We start from the raw sequence: 21,602 nt of genomic DNA on the forward strand, positions 1-21,602 counted from the left end.
AGCACCATCAGGGTGCGCCCTGGGGCGCCCCCCCACTGGCGGGCTCAACAGAGCACGCTCCAAGACTTCCGATGACTGTAGATCAAGCTGGTGTACCGGGCGAACATCAACGCTCCATGGCCTGCAGAGCCTGCTGTAGCGTCGGGCCGATGATGCTCAGGGCCTGTGGGCCCAGCATGTTTTCATGGCTGCAGTCGATCTCATGCACAGTGATCCCGTCGGCGACATGCGCCTGCCAGCCTTGCGGATCGTGCGACATGCCCCCCTCATCCAGGATCAGCGCCTTGAAAAACAACAGACGTCCGTTGAACAGATCCGGTGAAAAACTTCGCAACAAACGCGGCGCATCACGGAACTCGGCAAGGATTCGCTCGAACAACGACGCCTCGTAGCTGGCCAGAGGGTGCTCGCTGCGTGTCAGCCGCAGTTTCAGGCTGGCGATGGTCAGTTCCTCGCCCGGCCCGGGCGCCCCACCCCCCAGTGACTCGAACAACGCCCTGAGGCTCTCCTTATCGCTGCGCTCCATCTGCTGGTACAAATGCCATATCGGATAGCCATCGAGAAACGCCAGGAAGGATACGCTTTCGCCCTGCTGCTGCAGCAAGGTCGCGACCTGGTGCGCCAGATGGCAGCCGAACGACCACCCGAGCAAGGCATAGGGCCCATGGGGCTGCACGCGGCGAATCTGCTCCAGGTAATCCCGGGCCATTGCCTCCAGAGAAAGCGGAGCCTCCCCGGTGCTCAGCCGGCGTGCCTGGAGGGCATACAGCGGATGGTCGCCCAGATAAGGGATCAACCCCGCATACGACCAGCCCAGGCCGCCTCCCGGATGCAGACAGAACAAGGGCTTGTCTTGACCTTCACGCTTGAGCGGCAACAATACATCCAGCGAGCGGTCGTGCACCTCGTCTTCCAGGCGCCGGGCGAGCAAGGCAACTGTGGGCGCCTCGAACAGGGCGCGGATACCGAGCCGGACATTCAGCCGGGCAGCGACCCGATTCATCAGCCGGGCAGCCAGCAGCGAATGCCCACCGATCTCGAAGAAGTTATCGTCGATGCCGACACGGCCCAGTTGCAGAATCGAAGCGAACAGCTCGCATAACAGCTCCTCTCTGGGAGAGCGAGGCGCTTGTGCCTGTCGCGGGACGAACCGGGGCGCGGGCAATGCACGGGTGTCGATCTTGCCGTTTACCGTCAGCGGGAACCCCGCCAGCGTCATCACCGCCGCGGGCACCATGAAGTCCGGCAGCTGTTGCTTCAGGTAGGCCATCAGCGCTGACACCTCGCAGACCTGCCCCGGTTCCGGGATCACATAGGCCACCAACTGCTTGCCGCCCTGGGCACTGTCCCGGGCGACGACCAATGCCTGGGAGATCTGCGTATGGGTGCAGATGACGCTTTCCACTTCACCCGGCTCGATCCGGAAACCGCGAATTTTTACCTGCTGGTCAACCCGCCCGACAAAGAGCAGCTCCCCATCATGACGCCAGCGAACGATGTCCCCGGTGCGGTACATGCGGCTGCCCGGAGGGCCGAACGGGTCCGCCACAAAATGATCCGCGGTCTGCCCGGGACGCTTCAGATAACCACGGGCCAGGCCACTGCCTGCGATGTACAGCTCGCCAGGAGCACCAATGGCCGCAGGTTGCAGTTGCTCGTCCAGCACATACAGTCGGTCGTTATCCAGCGCCAGACCAATGGGAACGCAAGCGTACGGAACATCGGCATCGGTAATCCGATGGCTGGTGACGAAGGTGGTGGTCTCCGTCGGCCCGTACACATTCGATATCTCGACAGACGGCCAGCGCTCGCGAACTGCCCGGACCGCATCGCCGGAGATGGCTTCGCCGCCGGTAAAGATCTCCTGGATGCCTTGCAGCGACGCCACGTGCTCCTCAGCCAGCAACCGGAACAATCCCGAGGTCAGGAAGGCGCTTGTCACTTCGTGCTCGACGATGGCACGGGTCAGGCTCGGCACATCCAGCTCATCACCCGGCACGATGATTGCCTGGTGCCCATTGAGCAAGGTGGTCCACAGCTCATAGGTGGAGGCATCGAAAGCCTGCGCCGAGTGCAGCAATACCCGACGATGCTTTGCGGCACTCCAGCGCTGGTCGCGGGCCAGGGCGATGATATTGCCGTGGCTGATCGCGATGCCCTTGGGTTCACCGGTGGAGCCGGAGGTGTACATGAGGTAGGCCAGGCTTTGCGTATCCTGGTCCGGGCGGTCGATGGCAGCCGAAATCCCCTGCAACGCAGTGCCGCTCGTCACCGTCTCGATCAATTCGACGTCGGGTAGCGCAACTGTGCTGTGCGTCTCATCGACCAGCAGGATGCGCAACCGCGCCTCGTCAACGATGTGTTGCCAGCGCTCTCGTGGATCGCTGCCGCGCAACGGCACATAAAAGCCGCCGGCCTTGATCACCGCCAATGTAGCAATGACCCATTCGACGGAACGCTGCATCAACAACCCGACCCCGGACTCGAGCTGCACGCCTCGGGCCACCAGGCGCTGCGCCAGTTGGTTGGCCCTGGCATCGAGTTCCCCGTAACTCAGCCTCTGCTGTTGGCAGACCAGTGCCGTCGCATCAGGCGCCCGCGCGACCTGCCTGGCGAACAGCGCGGCAAGATCCTGGCTGGGCAAGGCTGATGCCGTGGACCGATGGCTACCGAGCAAACGTTGCCTTTGCGCTTCGCTCAACAGTTCGATCTGGCTCAATCGTTGTCCGGGCCGTTCGGCGACCTGGGTCAGCAACCGCAGGAAGTACGTGGTGAAGGCCACTATGGTCGGGTGATCGAACAGGTCGCTGGAGTAATCGACCTGCGCCTCCAGCGCGACGACCTGGCCTTGTGCATCCAGGCATTGGTCGAAGTTGCAGGTCAGGTCGAACTTGGCCGGGGTAAAGCCTATCGGCTCGGCAGTGACCTGCAGCTCCGGGAAATCGGCACTGCCATGGCTGTTGTTCTGTAGCACCAGCATGACCTGGAACAAGGGGTGTCGGGACTGGCTGCGCTGCGGATTCAAGGCTTCGACCACGCGGTCGAAGGGTACGTCCTGGTGGACGTAGGCCCGTAGCGAATACTCACGCAGTTGAGTCAGCAGCGTGTTGAACGCAGGGTCTTGCGCCGTACTGACGCGTATCACCAGGGTATTGACGAAAAACCCCACCAACTCGGCCAGGGCCTCCTCGGTACGCCCCGCCACCACCGAGCCCAGGGTGATGTCGTTACCGGCACCGAGCTTGCTCAACAGGCTCGCCATGGCGGTTTGCAACAGCATGAACAGGGTCACGCCCTCCTCTTGCGCCACGGCTTTCAGGCGTTTGTAGAGTGGCTCGTCAATCCGGTAAGTGACGCGCCCGCCCCGGTTGCTCAATACCAATGGTCGGCGCCGATCCATCGGTAGCGTCACTTCCTCGGGGGTTCCCGCCAGGGTCTCGACCCAGAAGTCGATCTGCCTGGCCATTTGGCTCTGCCGGTCATTGCCATCTCCCAGCAGCTTCTGTTGCCACTGGGCATAGTCCGCATACTGCACGGGCAATGGCTGCCACTGCGGCGACTGGCCGTTGCAGCGCGCCCGATAGGCCTCGGCCAGGTCGCGCCAGATCGGCCACAACGAGCCGCCGTCGCACGCGATGTGATGGAGCACCAGCAGCAGGACGTGCTCCTGGGTTTCGGGCAATGCGAAAAGCCACCCGCGAACAGGCAGGTCCTGGCTCAGATCGAAACCGCAGGCGGCAGCCTTGTCCAGCCGCCGCGCCAGGTCGCCTGCGGCTAACCGGTGATACTCAAGCTCGATAGGGGCAGCCTCTGGCGCCAGGATGTGTTGATACGCTCGCTCCCCGTTCAGGCAATAAAGCGTGCGCAGGATTTCATGGCGTGCCAGCAAGTCGTTCAGCGCCTCTTGCAGCGCAAGCGGCTGCAACGGGCCTTGCAAACGCAACGCCAAAGGCATGTTGTACGTGGCTTTGTCATCCAGCTGATCGAGCAGCCACATCCTCTGCTGGGCGAATGACAGCGCGGGGAACGCTTCACGCGGTTGCGCCGTCAGCGTTTGTCGAGCCTGTTGGCCATCACCCAGGCGTTTTGCCAACTGCGCCACTGAAGGCGCTTCGAACACTGCGCGAATCGGCAGGTCGATGGCAAAACGCGTGCGGATCCGACTGATCAGGCGCATCACCAGCAGTGAATGACCGCCCAGGTTGAAGAAGTCATCGTCCATCGCCAGTGTTTCCACCCCTAGAACCTCGGCGAACAGGCTGGCGAGGATTTCTTCCTGCGGGCTGCCCGGATGACGTCGGCTACCCTGGCTGTGAAGCACTGGTGCGGGCAAGGCGCGGCGGTCCAGCTTGCCATTGAGGGTCAGCGGGAAAGCCGGCAGCGGCACGATCGCCGCCGGCACCATGTAATCAGGCAAGCGCCTGGCCAGGTAATCGCGCAAGGCCTGAGTATCGCCCCCTCCTTCCTCATGGAGCCTGACATAGGCAACCAACTGTTGATGGCCAGGGCGATCCTCGCGGAGCAAGACCACGGCGCTGGCCACCCCGGCATGCTCGGCCAGGGCCGACTCGATTTCCCCCAACTCGACGCGAAAACCACGAATCTTCACCTGCTGGTCGGCCCGGCCCAGATAACTGAGGTTGTTATCCTCGCGCCAGCAGGCCAGGTCACCGGAACGGTACATGCGCGTACCCGGTGCTCCGTGAGGGTCGGCGACGAACCGCGTGGCGCTCAGTTCGACCTGGTTCAAGTAGCCTCGGGCAAGCCCTGCTCCTGCAATGTACATCTCGCCCTCGACCCCGACGGGCACCGGGCGCAAGGCATCATCCAGGACATAGATCCGCAGGTCCGGAATCGCTCCACCGATCAGGCTGTCACGCTGCTCGCGCGCTAGCTCGTCATTCAATGCCTGGTAGCTGACATGCACGGTGGTTTCCGTGATGCCGTACATATTCACCAGCGTCGGCGTATCCGTGGCATGCCGCAGGTACCAGCGCTGCAGCTGTGCCAGGTCCAAGGCTTCGCCACCGAAGATCACGTAGCGCAGGCTCAACCGGTCTCCCTGCTGCGGCGTTTGTTGATCGGCCTCGATCAGTTGATAGAACGCCGACGGTGTCTGGTTGAGCACCGTCACCTGCTCATCGACCAACAATTGCAGGAAAGCCGAGGGCGAACGACTGGTTTCATAGGGCACGATCAACAAGCGACCGCCATGCAATAGCGGGCCCCAGATTTCCCAGACCGAAAAATCGAAGGCGTAGGAGTGAAACAGCGTCCAGACATCCTGGCTATCGAAATGAAACCCGTGCTGAGTAGCCGCGAACAGGCGGACCACGTTTCGATGGGAAATCAGTACGCCCTTGGGGTTTCCCGTGGAGCCCGAGGTGTAGATGATGTAAGCCAGGCTGTCGGGGCTCATGGGCCGTACCCGTTCCCGGGCCAGCAGATCCTCGCCGCTGAAGCCATCGATCAGCCCCCGCCCGCTCTCATCGTCGAGCACCAGGCAGGGCACCTGCAGATCCGTGCAATGCCTGGCGTCCTTCTGGGTCAGCAGCAACCGCGGCTGCGCATCGGCCACAATGAACGCGATCCGCTGCGACGGACTCTGCGGGTCCAGCGGCAGGTAGGCCGCCCCGCTTTTGAGCACCGCCAGCAGTGCCACGATCATCTCTGCCGAACGCGACAGGCTCAGCGCCACGATGTCCTCGCACCCCACGCCCTGGCTCACCAGGTAGCGGGCCAGACGGTTGGCGCGCCGATTGAGCTCGGCGTAACTCATCGGCTCGCCTTCAGCGCTCAGGGCGATGGCCTGCGGCGCTTTCCTGGCCTGCTCCTCAAAGATCTCGATCAGGCTGGCATCCGCTTGCAGGCTCGGCATTTGCGGCCATTGCCGGGCCTGTTGTTCCCGGGGCAACAGCAAGGGCACTACGCCGATGGGGCTGTCGGGGCGTTCCACCATCGCCTGCAGCAGATACTCGAAGCGCTCCGCCAGGCGCACGATCGACGGGTCGTCGAACAGCGACGGCAACCAGCTGAAGCGTAACTGCAATTGCTTGCCCGGCACCGCGACCAGGCCCAGCGGGTAATGCGAGGCGTCGCCTCCAGTGTGGCTGGCCAGACGGATGGCCAGCGCCGTTTCCGCCGAATCGTTCGCACCATCGAGCAATGGATAGTTTTCAAAAACCACCAGGGTGTCGAACAGTTTGTCGTGACCGCTGTCGGTCTGGATCGTGGTCAGTTCCAGATATTGGTACTCAAGAAGCCTGGCCTGCTCCACCTGCACCCGTTGCAACAACGAGGTGAAGGACTCCGCCAGGCTGAACCGCAAGCGCAACGGCACGGTATTGATCAACAGCCCGACGATCTGCTCGACCCCCTCCAGCTCCCCTGGACGCCCGGACACCGTGACCCCGAACGTCACATCCTGAGTGCCGGTCATCTCTCCCAGCAAGACGCCCCAGGCACCCTGGATCAAGGTGTTGACGGTGATGCCAAGGTGCTTGGCCAGTTGCCCCAGTTGCAGGGTGCGAGTCTCGCACAGGTCGCGGCACAGGGCCTGTGGGCGCTTGTCCTGACTGACCCGGCCCTTGGCCAGGCAGGTAGGGCTGGGCAAACCCTCCAGCGTGTCCAGCCATACCTGGCGCATCCGCTCCTTGTCGCGCTCGTTCAGCCACTGCAGATACTGACGATAGGCGGCCGCGGAAGGCAGCTCCTGGTTATCCCCTCCCGTGCGATACAGCGTGAACAACTCTTGGAGCAGCACCGGAATCGACCAGCCATCGAGCAACAGATGATGATTGGTGAACACCAGCTGGTGGAGTTTGTCGCTGAGCCTGATCAAGGTAAAACGCAGCAATGGCGGGTCCTGCGGATCGAAGCGCTGCGCATGGTCGGCCCGCAGTTCGTAGTCCAGGGCCTGTTGCTGCGCCTGCGGTTGCAGCTGGCTGAGGTCGATCTCGCGCCAGGGTAGCGGCAACCCACTCAAGACGATCTGCGCCGGCTCGGCCAACTCTTCATACTCGAAGCCCGCGCACAGGTGCCGATGGCGTTGCAACAGGCACTCCACGGCATGTTTGAGACGCTCGCTGTCCAGCGCTCCCGCAAGCTCGAAGACTTGCTGGACATGGTAGGCATCGCTGCCTTCGCTGTCGTAGAGCAGATGGAACAGCAGGCCTTTCTGCAGAGGCGACAGGGGAAGCATTTCAAGCACTTCAATATTCATTTTTTCTTCTTCCACTTGCTTTGCAGTTTGTCGAGAGCCGACTGCTCAACACTGACCATGGCCAGGTCGGAAGGCGTCAGCCCGCCGACGCCGGAGGTATCGCCCAGTTGGGAGAATGCCCGTAACCAGTGGAACCAACGCTCGGCCAGAGCCTGGATATCGGTGGCGTCGAACAGTTGCTCGGCCCAGGTCCAATGGGCGACCAGCACTGTCTCTCCCGCGCGCTCCCGGGCTACCGCGTTCAATGAAATCCCGTGGGGCAAGGCGAAGTCGGCATCGGCCGCAGGATCGAGTAACGCCGAGTCCTCGACCGGTGCCCAGTCGCGCTCGTTGCCAGCCGCCAGGCGGCCCATATAGTTGAAGCCGATCTGTCGGCTACCCAGGGCGGCCAGTTGCGGCGCCGTCGTCGGGTCGAGGTAACGCAGCAGTCCGAAATCCAGGCCATTGCCCGGCACCTGGCGCAGTTGCTCCTTGACTCGCTTGATCGCCTGGCCGAGGCTGGTCGGGTCCTCGCCCCGTACCCGCCCTGGGTCCAGACACACCGGGTACAGGCTGGTAAACCAGCCGACCGTGCGCGATAGCTCGGCGCCGGCCACGGTTTCTCGACCATGACCCTCGACATCCAGCAGCACCGCTGTGCCCTGCTCGACCGCGAAGCGTCGACGCCAATCACAGATGGCCAGGGCAAACGCTGCCAGCAGGACATCGTTGACCCCGCCATGGAAGAGCGCCGGCACACTGCCGAGCAGGGGTTGGGTAAAGCTGCCAGGCAACTCCACCTGCAGCGATGCGCTGTGTTGCGTCGTGTCTTGCTCGGGGTCGAGGGCGCGCGCGCTCAACAGCGGGTCGGGCGTATTCAGTACCCCTGACCAGTACGGCAATTGCCCAGCGCGCCCCGCGGCTTCGTCCGCCAGCTTGTGGGCCCAGGCTCGAAATGAGGTCTGTACCGGAGCCAGCATGGGGATTCTGTCGGCGACCAGCGCCTGCCAGGCAGCCTCCAGATCGGACACCAGAATGCGCCAGGAAACCCCGTCCACCACCAGATGATGCAAGATCCAGAGCAAACGACCCGGCTTGCCCGGCCCGCGCTCGAACCACACCACCGCCGCCATGCGCCCCTGCTCGGGCGACAGACGCCGCTTGGCCTGCTCGGCATGGACCACGATACTCTGGCGCAACTGCTCGTCATCCAGCGCCGCGGCGTTGACCACCTGCAGCGTGAATGCCGACTCGGCCTGATCGGCGCCGGGGACTTCCAGCGTCCAGGACTGACCTGTGCGACGTACCGCTCGCAGCCGTAGCACGTCGTGATGACATACCAGCAATGCCATCAGCTGACGTAACGTCGGCTCGCTCAGTTGGCTTGGCACCTGGAGCAATACCGATTGAGCGAAACCCTCGATCGAACCAGGGTTGTCCGCCAGCCAGTGAATGATCGGCGTGGCCGGCAAGGTCCCGATGGCGGCGACCTGCTCTTCTCCAGACACCTCCTCAAGTGGCTCTAGCTGCTGAGCCAGGGCCGCGGGGTTCTTGTGTTCGAATATCTGCCGGGGCAGCAGACGCCAGCCTTTGAGCCGTGCACGGGCCACCAGTTGAATCGCCGTGATGCTGTCACCACCCAGCTCGAAGAAGCTGTCATCGATCCCGACGTGCTCAAGAGCCAGTACTTCGGCAAATAGCTCGCAGAGCGTCCCTTCCTTCCGGTTACGCGCCCTGCGCGTATCGCCCTGAGTCTTCTCGGGCTCGGGAAGCGCACGCCGATCCAGCTTGCCGTTCGGCGTTGTCGGTATGCTCCCGAGTTTGATCAGCGCAGCGGGCACCATGTAGTCCGGCAACTGCGCGAGCAGGTACTGACGCAGGTTTCTCGGATCGAAATCCGCGTCATGGGGAACCACATAACCCAGCAACTGCTTATGGCCCGAGGCGCTTTCGCGCATGATGACCGCGACCTGGGCCACAGCTTCATGCTGAAGCAGTACCGACTCGATCTCCCCCAACTCGACCCGGAAGCCGCGAATCTTGATCTGTTGGTCCGCCCGCCCGACAAAGACCAACTGGCCATCGGCCCGCCAGCGAGCCACATCGCCACTGCGGTACATGCGGCTTCCCGGCGCTCCGTAGGGGTTGGCCACAAAACGCTCGGCGGTCAACTGCGGTTGCTTCATGTAGCCACGGGCCAGTCCCTGGCCGGCGATGTACAGATCACCGTCCACCCCCGGCGGCACAGGTTGCAGGTATCGATCCAGGACATAGACCTGGCTGTTGATGATCGGCGAACCGATGGACAGCGGAGTACGCCCTGACAAGGGTGGGCTGAAGGTTGAACAGACGGTTGCCTCACTGGGACCGTAGGCATTAATCATGCGTCGGCCCTTGGACCAGTGCTCGACCAGCTCCGGCTGGCAGGCGTCGCCTGCTACCACCAGGGTGTCCAGCGTCGGCAGCGTATTCTCCCGAGGCATGACCGCCAGGCCAACAGGCGGCAAAGTGGCGTGCGTCACCCCCTGCTCATCGATCAGCCGACTCAGGGCCTCGCCTGGCAACAGGCTGTCGGCATCGGCGATAACCAGTCTCGCCCCATTGAGCAGCGCCATGCTGATATCCCAGAACGCCGCGTCGAAACTTGGCGATGCGAACTGCAGGACCCGACTCTGGGTCGTGATCTTGAATGCCTCCCGCACGCTCGTCGCCAGGCTGTTGATACCGCGATGGGTCACCCACACGGCCTTGGGCCGTCCGGTGGAGCCCGAGGTGTAGATCACATAAGCCGCATTATCGACCTGCAGGCCGCTGGACAGCGAAACGGCCGGGCTGTCGCTCAGGCCGGCCAACAGCGCTTGCGTTTCGGAATCGTCCAGATACACGCAAGGACAGGCAGCGCAAAGCCTGCATGAGATCGGCCGGTTGCTGAGCAAGAGCCGGGGCGCGGCGTCTTCCAACATGTAGCGCAAACGCTCCAGCGGATAGTCCGGGTCCAGCGACAGGTAGGCAGCACCGGCCTTGAGGATCGCCAGTAGGCTGACAATCATCTCCACCGAACGTGGCAAGGCGACAGCCACCACATCCTCGACCCCGACGCCCTGCATCCGCATATACCGCGCCAACCGCTCAGCCCGCTGATTCAGCTGGGCATAGGTCAGGCGGATGCCATCACCGAGCAACGCCAGCGCATCGGGGCTGTGTTGCACGAAATACTCGAACTGTTCGGGGAAGGTCCTGGCCGGCAGCGTTTCGCGAAGGTTGGCGCTCCAGTCGACGAGCATCTGCTGACGCTCCTGCGCGGCCAGCATCGGCAATTGAGCGATCGGCGTCTGTGGAGCCTGAACGATGCTCGAGAGCAGGCTGATGAAGTAACCGGCGATACGACTGACCGTCTGTTCATCGAACAGGTCCGTGGCATATTCGATCTCCCCCTTGAGCTCACCTGCCTGGCCACCGTACGACTGGCCCTCGATGATATTGAACGTCAGATCGAACTTGGCCACCTGCAGTTGCGGCACCTCGACCCGCGATTGCAGTTGATCCAGTTCCAGCGTTCCCCTGGCCTGATTCTGCAGGACCAGCATTACCTGAAACAGCGGATGCCGTGCCAGGGAGCGCTCCGGGTTAAGCGCTTCGACCAGCGTCTCGAATGGCACCTCCTGGTGGGCATATGCCTGCAGCGCCTGCTCTCGCACACGCTTGAGCAAGGTGCTGAAGGACGGATTGCCGGAGACATCGCTGCGCAGCACCAGGGTATTGGTGAAGAACCCCACCAAGGGTGCCAGCGCGGCGTCGGTCCGCCCGGCAATGGCCATCCCCAGGGGAATGTCGATGCCGCCTCCCAGGCGGTTCAGCAATACCGACAAGGCGGCCTGCAGGAGCATGTAGAGGCTTGCATTGTGCTGGCGCGCCAAGTTTTGCAAGGCTTGGTGCAGCGCCGGCTCGATCAGGAACTGCAGGTGCTCGCCATGGTAACTGGCGGTCAGTCCGCGCGGCCGATCAAACGGCAACGGCAGCTCTTGCGGAAGATCGTCGAGGGTTTTCTTCCAGTAATCGAGCAGCCGGCTCAGCGTACTTTCAGCGTCATGTCCATCCCCCAGCAGGTCGCGCTGCCAGAGCGTGTAATCGGCATACTGCACGCTCAGCGCCTGCCACTGTGGCGCCTGCCCCTGGAGGCGAGCGTTGTAACTTGCCGAGAAGTCCTCCAGCAACGGTTCCAGGGAAGCCCCGTCGCTGGCGATGTGGTGCATCAACAGCAACAGTACCGAGCGCTGCGGGCCCTGGCGGAACAGCCAGGCGCGGAACGGGTTTTCCCGGGCCAGGTCGAAAAGATGCTGGCTGGCCTGCGCCAGCGCGCCGGGCAGCTGTTCGGCGGTGACATCGTGGCAAAGCAACTCACAGGCCGCAGCCTCGGCACTGACGATGTACTGATACGCCTGGCCATCGGACTGCTCATGAAACCGGGTGCGTAACGACTCGTGGCGCTGCACCACATCGTTCAAGGCGGTCGCCAGCGCCTGCTCATCCACAGTGCCATCCAGGTGCACGACCAGTGGCATGTTGTAGGTGGCTTTACGGCCTTCGATGCGATCGATCAGCCACAACCGTTGCTGCGCGAAGGACAACCGCAGTTGTTCCGGACGCGGCCTGGCCTGCAAGGCCGGACGGGCCGGAGCGCCCTGCGTCAGTTGCTCGCCGAGCTGCGCCACACAAGGCGCCTCGAACAGGCTGCGCACACTCAACTCGACATTGAACGTCTTGCGGATACTGTTGATCAGACGCATGGCCAGCAGTGAATGCCCGCCCAGCTCGAAGAAATTGTCATCGATGCCGACCGCATCCACACCCAGGGTATCGGCGAACAGACGGCACAGCAGATCCTCCTGAACGTTGCGCGCATCACGCCCCTGCCCGCCAATGAACTCGGGCGCCGGCAGCGCCCGCTGGTCGATCTTGCCATTGGCCGTCAACGGGAACTGTTCCAGCAGCGTCACCGCCGCGGGCACCATGTAGTCCGGTAAATGCGTTCTGGCATGCAGAATCACATCCGCCTGCCCGCAGCTCACCCCCTCTTGCGCAATGACATAAGCCACAAGCTGCTTGTTACCTGGACGGTCCTCGAAATCCTTGACCAGTACCTGGGCAACGCCTGGACACAGCGCCAAGACCGCCTCCACTTCCCCGGTTTCAATTCGGAAACCGCGAATTTTCAACTGACTGTCACCGCGCCCGAGATACTCCAGCACCTGATCGGCATGCCAGCGCACCAGGTCGCCAGTGCGGTATAGACGCTCGCCCGGGGCACCGAAGGGGTTGGCGACAAAGTGCCTGGCCGTCAACCCTGCGTTATTGACATAGCCCCTGGCCAGGCCGGAACCGGCGATATACAGCTCGCCCCGGACCCCCACCGGCACCGGCTGCAGATAGTCGTCCAGGACATAGACCCGGGTGTTGTCCAGTGGCGATCCGATCGGCACCGAGGTGGTGTGCGGCGGTTTCGAGTTCATCCTGTGCAGCGTGGTAAAGGTGGTGGCTTCAGTAGGGCCGTAGCCATTGATGATCGTCTGCTGTGGATGACGGGCGAGCAAGGCCGCCACGGCGGCCTTGGGCAACACATCGCCTCCGGCCAGAACCTGCCGGACACCGGCCAGGCAACCCGGTTCCTCTTCGGCGATCAGGCGGAACAAGCCCGCTGTCAGCCACAGCGCCGAGACTTCCTCACGCACGATGATGTCCGCCAGGGTGGCGACATCCAGTTCTCCCCTGGGTGCCACGATCAACCGTCCGCCATGCAGCAACGGCACCCAAAACTCGAAGGTGGAGGCGTCGAACGCTATCGACGAATGCAGCAGCACCCGCTGATAGTCACCCTGGCGCCAAGACTGATCGCAGGCCAGGCCGATGATGTTTTCCTGGGTAACCGCAATCCCTTTCGGCGCACCGGTCGAACCCGAGGAATACATGATGTAGGCCAGGCTGTCGGGGGCGACCTGGAGCCGCAGATCATCGAAATCCTCGGCGAACAGCGTCGAGTCCTCATCGACGAATACCACCTGTTCCACCCGCAGCGCCGGCCTCCCCATCGCTGACTCGCTCAGCAGGATCCGCACGCCCGCGTCATCCAGCATCATTTGCTGGCGCTCGACAGGGTCGCCGGGGCGCAGAGGCACGTAGGCACCGCCCATCTTGATCGTCGCCAGCATCGCCACCACACATTCGATCGAGCGCTCCAGCAACAGACCGATACAGGGTTCGCGATCGTTGGTCAGCACTGTCAGTCGATGGGCCAACCGGTTGGCCAGGGTATTCAACTGCCTGTAGCTCAGGCGCTGCTGCCCCGCGCTGACCGCGATCGCCTCGGGAGTACGTCGCACCTGGCGCTCGAACAAGGCCGCCAGGCTGCCTTCCGGTAGTGGCCGAGAGGTGTCGTTCCAGGCCTGCAGCACTTGCCTGCGCTCTTCTGGCGCCAGCAAGGCAAACTGGCTGATACGTTGCTGCGGCTGCTCGACGACAGCCTCGAGCAGCCTGACTAGGCGCTCGGCCAAAGCCGTTACGGTGCGCACCTCATAGAGGTCCGTGGCGTATTCGATATGACCGCGCAGCAGCCCCGACCCACGGTCCTCATCGAAGACGAATGACAGATCGAATTTTGCCGTGGAGACTTGCAGTTCCTGTTGCTCGACCTTCAGCGGGGAAAAGTCCGCCGTGGAGCGCTCGTGGTTCTGCAACACCAGCATGATCTGGAACAACGGATGCCGGGACAGCGAGCGAACGGGATTGAGTTCCTCGACGATCCGCTCGAAGGGGACATCCTGATGGGCGATCCCTTGCAGGGTGGTTTCTCGCACTCGGGCAATCAGTGTCGGCATATCGGGATCGCCGGAGAGATCCGTACGCAGCACCAGGGTGTTGACGAAAAAACCGACCAACTCGGTCAACGCCTGATCGGTACGCCCGTCGACCGGCGTGCCCAATGGGATATCAGTGCCCGCCCCCATGCGATGGAGAAACAGTGCCAGGCAGGCCTGGAGCACCATGAACAGACTGGCACCATTGCTTTGCGCCAACGCCTGGAGCGCCGGGTACAGCGACGCAGGCAGGTCCAGCGCGACCTGGCCCCCCTGATGGCTCGGCAAGGCTCTACGGGCGTGGTCGGTGGCCAGCCTGAGCTCATCAGGCAGACCGGCGAGTTGCTGCTTCCAGTACTGGATCTGCTGTTCACAGGTAGCGGTCGGAGTTCGCTCATCCCCCAGCAGTTGCCGTTGCCAGAGACAATAATCGGCATATTGCACAGGCAGCGCTGGCCAATCCGGCGCGCCGCCCTGGGTCCAGGCACGGTATGCCGTGGCCAGATCGTTCATCAGCGGCCGCAGCGAACCACCGTCTCCAGCCGAGTGATGAACCAGCAACAGCAGCACATGATGTTCGGCATCCAGGGCATAGAGCACGCCCTTGACCGGCAACTCCCGGGACAGCTCGAAGTGTTGCCCGCAGGCCTGTAGCAAGCACTGCTGCAACTGCCCGGCCTCGATTTCTTGACGCTCGAGCTGGAACACCAGTTGCGTGGCCTCGACGACCTGCTGGACCGCCACGCCTTCCTGCCTCGACAGCAACGTGCGCAGGCTCTCGTGACGCAACAGCACATCCTGCACGGCGAGGCGCAGGCCCACCTCGTCCAGCCCCCCCGTCATCTGCAGGACCAACGGCATGTTATAGGCGGAGCTGGGAGACACCTCCTCAAGAAACCACAGACGCTGCTGGGCAAAAGACATTGGCAGGAGCAGCGGGCGGGGTTGTTTTTCCAACGGTGCGCGCGAGGGCGCAAGCCCGCTGCGCCCAATCACCTCACACAACTGGCCGACCGTAGGCGCATCGAACACGGCCTTTAACGGCAGCTCCACCTGGAATATCGAACGCAGGCGACTGACCAATTGCATTGCCAGCAGCGAATGGCCGCCCAGGTCGAAGAAACTCTCGTCGATCCCCGGTGGAGCGATTGCCAGCACCTCGGCAAATACACCGCACAGCACCTGTTCCTGGGAGGTTATCGCGAGTTGCACGCTGCGGGCCTCGAACGTCGGCACCGGCAGCGCCGCGCGATTGACTTTGCCGTTGGGGGTCAAGGGCAACACCGGCAATATCATGATCGCCGCCGGCACCATATAATCCGGCAGTTGTTCGCCGACCGCCTCGCGCAGTTTTTGACTGGATAACGCCTGACCTTCATCGGCCACCACATAACCCACCAGCTGTTTTGGCTCGGCCCGGGCCACGACCACCGCATTTTTCACCCCGGGACAGAGCCCCAGCGCCGCTTCAATTTCCCCCAGCTCGATACGGTAACCGCGAATTTTCACCTGATTGTCGGCACGTCCCAGGAAGTACAAGCGCTGGTCCGTCCCGAAATAGGCCAGGTCGCCGGTGCGGTACATCCGACTGCCTTTTTCCCCATAGGGATTGGCGACAAAACGGTCACTGGTAATGTCCGGCCGCGAAAGATAGCCGCGCGCCAGCCCCTGTCCGGCGATATATAACTCGCCGGCCTGGCCGGCGGGCAGCGGCTGCAGGCCCGAGTCGAGAATGTAAACCTGGGTATTGAGAATCGGACTGCCGATCGACAAGGCTTCGTCAGCGTCACTGTCCAAGCGGTGCAAGGTGGACCATATCGTGGTCTCGGTCGGGCCGTACACGTGATAGACCCGTTGCGCCAGGCGGCACATTTCCCCGGCCAGGCGATTGCCCAGCGAATCACCGCCCACCAGCGCTGTCAGGGATGCCAGGGCTTGCGGCTGGTACTCCACCAACCCCTGCCACAGGGCAGGCGTACCTTGCAGGTGGGTGATCCGGTGGTGGCTGATCTGCGCCGCCAGCAACATCGGGTCGACCGCCGCTTCCCGGGAGGCAATGATGACCTGCGCCCCGCTGATCAGCGGCAGGAACAGCTCCAGGCCGGCGATATCGAAGCCCAGGGTGGTGGTCGCCAGAAAACGGTCACCTGTCTGCAACTGCAGCTGCCGCTGCATGGAAAACAGGAAATTACTCAGGCAGCCATGGGGAATGACCACGCCCTTGGGCGTCCCGGTAGAGCCCGAGGTAAACAGTACATAGGCCGCATCGAGCCCAGCGCCAGTCGTTCGAAGTTTTTTTTGCGAAGACAGGCAACTGAGCCACTCCTGCACCCGAGCATCGTCCAGCGCGCAGCATCTCACCCCGCGAGCAGGCCGATAGCGGCCACTGCGCTCGACCAGCATCAGAACCGGCTTGGCCACTTCAACAATAGTGTTCAGCCGTTCTTGCGGATAATAGGGATCCATCGGGATGTAGGTAGCCCCGACCTTGGCGATAGCCAGCAGGGCCACCAACATCGACGTCGAACGTGACAGCGAGACCCCTACCCCGTCCCCCCTTGACACCTCCAGCTCGACGAGCAAATGGGCCATCCTGTTGACCCGATCATTGAGCTGCCTGTACGTAAGCTGCTCATCGCCGTGGCCGAGCGCCAGTGCCTCAGGGGTCCTCTCCACCTGGGCCTCGAACAACTCCGGCAGCGTAAGACGGGGCAACTCGCAACTCGTCTGGTTGGGTTCGAGCAGGGCTCTTTGCGCCTCCTGCGGCGAAAGCAAGTTGAACAGCCCCACAGGCGACTGGGGGTTATTCAAGACCCTAGTAAAAAGACCCTGCAAGCCATCGGCATAGCTTTCCAGTTGCGATTCGTCATACAGAAGACTGTTCGCATCCATGCCCAGAACAATATTTTCAGTTGCATCATCACAAAAGAAAAATATATTCAGATCTTTTGCCGGGCCATTGGCGATATTGTTCGGGGACGCCACAGCCTCACCAAACAAAGGCGTTCTGCCAAAACGTTCTATATTGACAGTCGCTTTAAACAGCTCCTGCTGGGTTGCCAGCAGGTTCAAGTCACGCAATATGTCTTCATAACGATACTGTTGATGAAGCAAGGTGGCCTTGACTTCCCTCCTGACCTTGCTCAAGACATCCTGCAAATTGTGCTTAGGCAAGATACTCAAGCGTATGGGCAGAATATTCGACATCAACCCTGGGATATTTCTCTGGGACTTTCCCACGCGCCCGGTGACAGGCAGGCCGACAACCACTTCCTGCTGACCGGTCATCTTGTACAGATACATGCAGGTCAGGGCTATGAGCAGTTGGGAAAAGTTGCAACCCAACTTCTCCGGCAATTCATGCAGCAGTGTTACCACGCCTGAAGAAAACGCTTTCCTGTAACGACAAGTTCCGGCGAGCGGTGCCTCTTTACGCGCCAGGCTCAAGGGTTCTGGAACATCCTGAAAACGCGACGTCCAATATTCTCTGTCACGCTCGAACTTTGCCGAGTTGCGATAGGCTATATCAGCAGCAACAAGTTCTTCGAAAGGACCAAAGGAACCTGGCGTCGGCACCTGATTAACCAGCAGGGAGCTATAGACCTCAGCCAGTCTATGGATAATCAGATGGCTACCCAGTCCGTCCTGAACGATATGATGATAGCGCTGATAGAAAATGAACTCATTCGCCGAAAGGCAGATAAGCGTGAACTTGAACAGGGGGGAGACGAATAAATCACAGGCCTGTTCAGTGTCGCCGAACATGTGCTCCCGTGCCATGGCCAAGGGCTCCGGGGCGTTGCTGAAGTCAATGAACTCCAGATCGAAATCCTCCTGCGGCTCAAGCGTCTGCCGAACCTCATGACACTCTCGATAGAGGCGGATGTGCAACGAAGAGGCCTCGGCGACCACCCGACAAACCGCCCTTTTAAAACAGGGAACATCCACCCTGCCCCTGATCAACCAGTAGTCACTACCGTTGTAGACCTGCGGTAAGTCGCTTAACTCATGACCTAAAAACACCCCCATCTGGGAAGAAGTCAAAGCGAAATCCCCACCACCCGCAACACTACTAATGCTACTCATCCCTGAACCACCTCAGGCCTTAAAGCCTAAAACAGATTACTTGCGCGCAAGCGCATGCGCGCAACGCAGAATCGTCACAAAAAAAGCCAAGGTACAAACCAAGGAGACTCAAAAGAGTGCAGGTACCTTTCCAGGCACTACGCTCTTAGTCTTCTCGGCCGAATACGGAATTCATTACAGCCTTATGAAGAGCGGCAAACTTTCATCCGCCCATCACTTTGACCAGACTTGCAGGACGCATATCACGCCAGTTGTCATTTATATAGTCAAGACAGGCCTGCCGAGCAGCAGGGCCAAACTTCTGACGCCAGCCTTTTGGACACTCCATGAATTCCGGCCACAGTGAGTACTGCCCCTCGTCATTCACCAGCACAGCAAAACTCAACTCGTCATTTTCAAAAGGATTAGTCATACATTCTCACCACGACAGTTCAACAATAAAACTTATATTCCATACCGGGCCCGGAGGAGACGCAAGAATGCACACTAGCAAACTGAAGATCAATTAAATTTGAACTCCAAAGCCAAGGGCAATATGACATCATTACAGTTTCGCTTGCGTATTAAATACAGATACCCCAACTTTCAGAAGTATCCGACAATCGAACGGCTCGATTCCCGCATTTTTCACCCAGACAAAGATAAATCTGAATTTTTCTTCAGATACATCTTACCGATCGCTCTCAGAGTTGATTCCCCCGTATTAAGCCCCTATCAACTTATTCATCTTTATAAAAACCATGTACAGATGAACCGCTTATCAATGGAGCCCTCGGACGGGGCATCTCGGGCAAAGCCGATGCGCCTTGCTGCACGCATGACACCCCCCACCACCAATGGCCATGCGCATCAGAGAATGCGGCAGAAACCTTTTCGAGCTGGCAGAATTGCACTTCGTTCGCCCCGCTCCCCACCGGAGCCAGACCCAGGACTCGCCTCATGCAAATGACCACCGCCCACCTGATCGCCAACCCGTGCGACGACGAAGAAGACAACATGGCCATGCTCTGCTGCCATAGCAACCAGGGCGAGATGTTCCTGATGACCCGCTACCCGGACGAAGGCGAGCTGGAGATCACCCTGGACGGCGAACCTTCGACCCTCGACGGGGTGAAAGTCACCCTGGGCCCGACCCGCCTGCTGATCGAAATCGCCGCGGCCGACGCCGACGCGCTCAATGGCAGCGATCATCTGGAGATTCGCCACAACACCGCGGCGGCGGACCTGGCGGAAGTCGAGCAAACCCTGCGCAACATTCTCAAGGGCACCGGCACCTATATCAGCGAGCTTTGATTTCTATGGGCTTTGATCCACGAGCTGTGAGCAAGCGACTGGTTTCTTGACAAGAAACCGGCGCCCCGGCATTGTCTGACAACCTGACTTACGAGCCACCTCCTCCATGCTTCAACTCCAGCGCCCCGACACCCTGGTCGAACGAGTGGTCAACGCCATCCGCAAGGAAATCGACTCCGGCCGCCTGACCGCCGAATCGCGCCTGCCGACCGAACAACAATTGACCGAGCAACTGAACGTCAGCCGCTCGGTGGTGCGCGAGGCCGTGGCACAGCTCAAGGCCGATGGCATCCTGGTCAGCCGCCGCGGGCTGGGCTCGTTCATTTCGCAGAACCCCAACGGCAGCGTGTTCCGTTTTCCCAGCCAGAAGGGACGCAAGCCCGACCTGGTGCAGATGTTCGAAATGCGCCTGTGGATCGAGACCCAGGCCGCCTCCATCGCCGCCCAGCGCCGCGACGACGCCGACCTGAAGCGGATGCGCACGGCCCTGCAAGAGATGCACGAGCGGCGCAGCGATCTGGCCGCGGCCGCCCTGGCCGACGTGGAGTTCCACCGGGCCATCGCCGACGCCAGCAAGAACCACTACTTCGTCGCCTTCCATGATTTTCTCCGTGGCCAGTTGGCCGAAGCGCGGCGCACCGCCTGGGAAAACTCGGCGGCCCATTCGGTCGGCGGCTCCGCCGATGCCGGCCGCGAACACCAGGCACTGTACGAAGCCATCGCCGCCGGTGACCGGCAGCAGGCCGCCGCCTGCGCCGAAGCGCACCTGCGGGCCGCGGCCAAACGCTTGAAAATCGACCTGCCGAGTATCGATTGAATCCCTGAAACCCACTGTCTGGCGGACGCTGCCGTGCGGCGTCTTTTGTTTACCTATCTTTGTCTGACAACCTGATGATCAGACTCAAACAAGAATAACCAAGGTGACATCTGCATGATCTACGACTACTGCATCATCGGCGGCGGCATCGTTGGCCTCGCCACCGCCATGGCGCTGCTCGAACGCCAGCCCGGCGCTTCGCTGCTGATTCTGGAAAAGGAAAACGTCCTGGCCCGGCACCAGACCGGCCATAACAGCGGCGTAATCCACGCCGGCATCTACTATGCCCCGGGCAGCCTCAAGGCCGACCTGTGCAAGCGCGGCGCCCAGGCGACCAAGGATTTCTGCACCCAGCACCAGATCAAGTTCGAGGTCTGCGGCAAGCTGCTGGTGGCCTCCACGCCGCTGGAAGTCGAGCGCATGCATGCCTTGTACGAGCGCTCGCAGCAGAACGGCCTGAAGGTCGAACAGCTGGACGCGAAAGAGCTGCAACGGCGCGAACCGAACATCGTCGGCCTCGGCGGCCTGTTCCTCGATGCCACCGGCATCGTCGACTACAAGCAGGTGTGCGAAGCCATGGCCCGGGTCATCCAGAAAGCCGGCGGCGAAGTGCAGTTGCAGACCACGGTGCGCGCCATCGTCGAAACCGCCGACCAGGTCACCATCAGCAGCGACGACAAGGTCTGGAGCGCCCGCCAACTGGTGGCCTGCGCCGGCCTGCAATCGGATCGCCTGGCGGCCCTGGCCGGGGTCAGGATCGACCACCAGATCATCCCGTTCCGTGGTGAGTACTTCCGCCTGCCGGCGGCGAAGAACAACATCGTCAATCACCTGATCTACCCGATTCCCGATCCGGAGCTGCCGTTTCTCGGCGTGCACCTGACCCGCATGATCGACGGCAGCGTCACCGTCGGCCCCAACGCCGTGCTCGGCCTGGGCCGGGAGAACTATCGCAAGTTCTCCATCAACTGGCGCGACGTGGCCGAGTACGCAACCTTCCCCGGCTTCTGGAAAACCCTCTGGAACAACCTCGGTTCCGGCACCACGGAGATGAAGAACTCATTGTTCAAGCGCGGCTACCTGGAGCAGTGCCGCAAATACTGCCCGTCCCTGGAAGTCGACGACCTGCTGCCTTATGAAGCAGGGATTCGCGCCCAGGCGGTAATGCGCGACGGCACCCTGGTGCACGACTTCCTGTTCGCCGAAACCCCGCGCATGGTGCACGTCTGCAATGCCCCCTCGCCGGCCGCGACCTCGGCCATCCCTATCGGCCAGATGATTGCCGAGAGAATTCTCAAAGCCCGCTGATCCCCGCTGCACGGGTGCCTGGCGCCCGCTTGAAAATAACTACAAA

Annotated in this window: 6 protein-coding genes; 3 read left to right on the plus strand and 3 right to left on the minus strand. The window is 61.6% G+C overall.

The window, feature by feature from the left end; genetic code table 11:
* Nucleotides 1–106: 106 nt before the first annotated feature.
* The 3 genes from H0I86_RS18330 to H0I86_RS18340 all read right to left on the minus strand — a co-directional run bounded on the left by H0I86_RS18330 (nucleotide 107) and on the right by H0I86_RS18340 (nucleotide 18,550).
* Complete coding sequence (locus tag H0I86_RS18330) at nucleotides 107–7,222, minus strand: non-ribosomal peptide synthetase (RefSeq protein WP_180921590.1); 7,116 nt, start codon at nucleotides 7,220–7,222, stop codon at nucleotides 107–109.
* On the minus strand, nucleotides 7,219–18,096 hold the full coding sequence (locus tag H0I86_RS18335) for a non-ribosomal peptide synthetase (RefSeq protein WP_180921591.1): 10,878 nt from the start codon (nucleotides 18,094–18,096) through the stop codon (nucleotides 7,219–7,221). Before H0I86_RS18335 ends, H0I86_RS18330 begins: the two co-directional genes overlap by 4 nt.
* A 244-nt stretch (nucleotides 18,097–18,340) precedes the next feature.
* Nucleotides 18,341–18,550, minus strand: coding sequence for an MbtH family protein (locus H0I86_RS18340; RefSeq protein WP_124354959.1), 210 nt, complete (start codon nucleotides 18,548–18,550; stop codon nucleotides 18,341–18,343).
* Between the two features lie 527 nt (nucleotides 18,551–19,077).
* On the opposite strand from H0I86_RS18340, the gene H0I86_RS18345 reads away from it, so the two are divergent.
* The 3 genes from H0I86_RS18345 to lhgD all read left to right on the plus strand — a co-directional run bounded on the left by H0I86_RS18345 (nucleotide 19,078) and on the right by lhgD (nucleotide 21,556).
* The gene (locus tag H0I86_RS18345; RefSeq protein ID WP_180921592.1) at nucleotides 19,078–19,431 is read left to right on the plus strand and encodes a hypothetical protein; all 354 of its coding nucleotides are present in this window, start codon (nucleotides 19,078–19,080) and stop codon (nucleotides 19,429–19,431) included.
* A 106-nt stretch (nucleotides 19,432–19,537) separates the two neighbouring features.
* On the plus strand, nucleotides 19,538–20,248 hold the full coding sequence (locus H0I86_RS18350; protein WP_180921593.1) for a FadR/GntR family transcriptional regulator: 711 nt from the start codon (nucleotides 19,538–19,540) through the stop codon (nucleotides 20,246–20,248).
* Between the two features lie 114 nt (nucleotides 20,249–20,362).
* Entirely contained in the window at nucleotides 20,363–21,556 is a 1,194-nt protein-coding gene (lhgD, locus tag H0I86_RS18355) for an L-2-hydroxyglutarate dehydrogenase (RefSeq protein ID WP_124354957.1), read from the plus strand.
* Nucleotides 21,557–21,602 lie beyond the last annotated feature (46 nt).

Source organism: Pseudomonas chlororaphis subsp. aurantiaca (assembly GCF_013466605.1).
Taxonomy (GTDB): Bacteria; Pseudomonadota; Gammaproteobacteria; order Pseudomonadales; family Pseudomonadaceae; genus Aquipseudomonas; species Aquipseudomonas chlororaphis_I.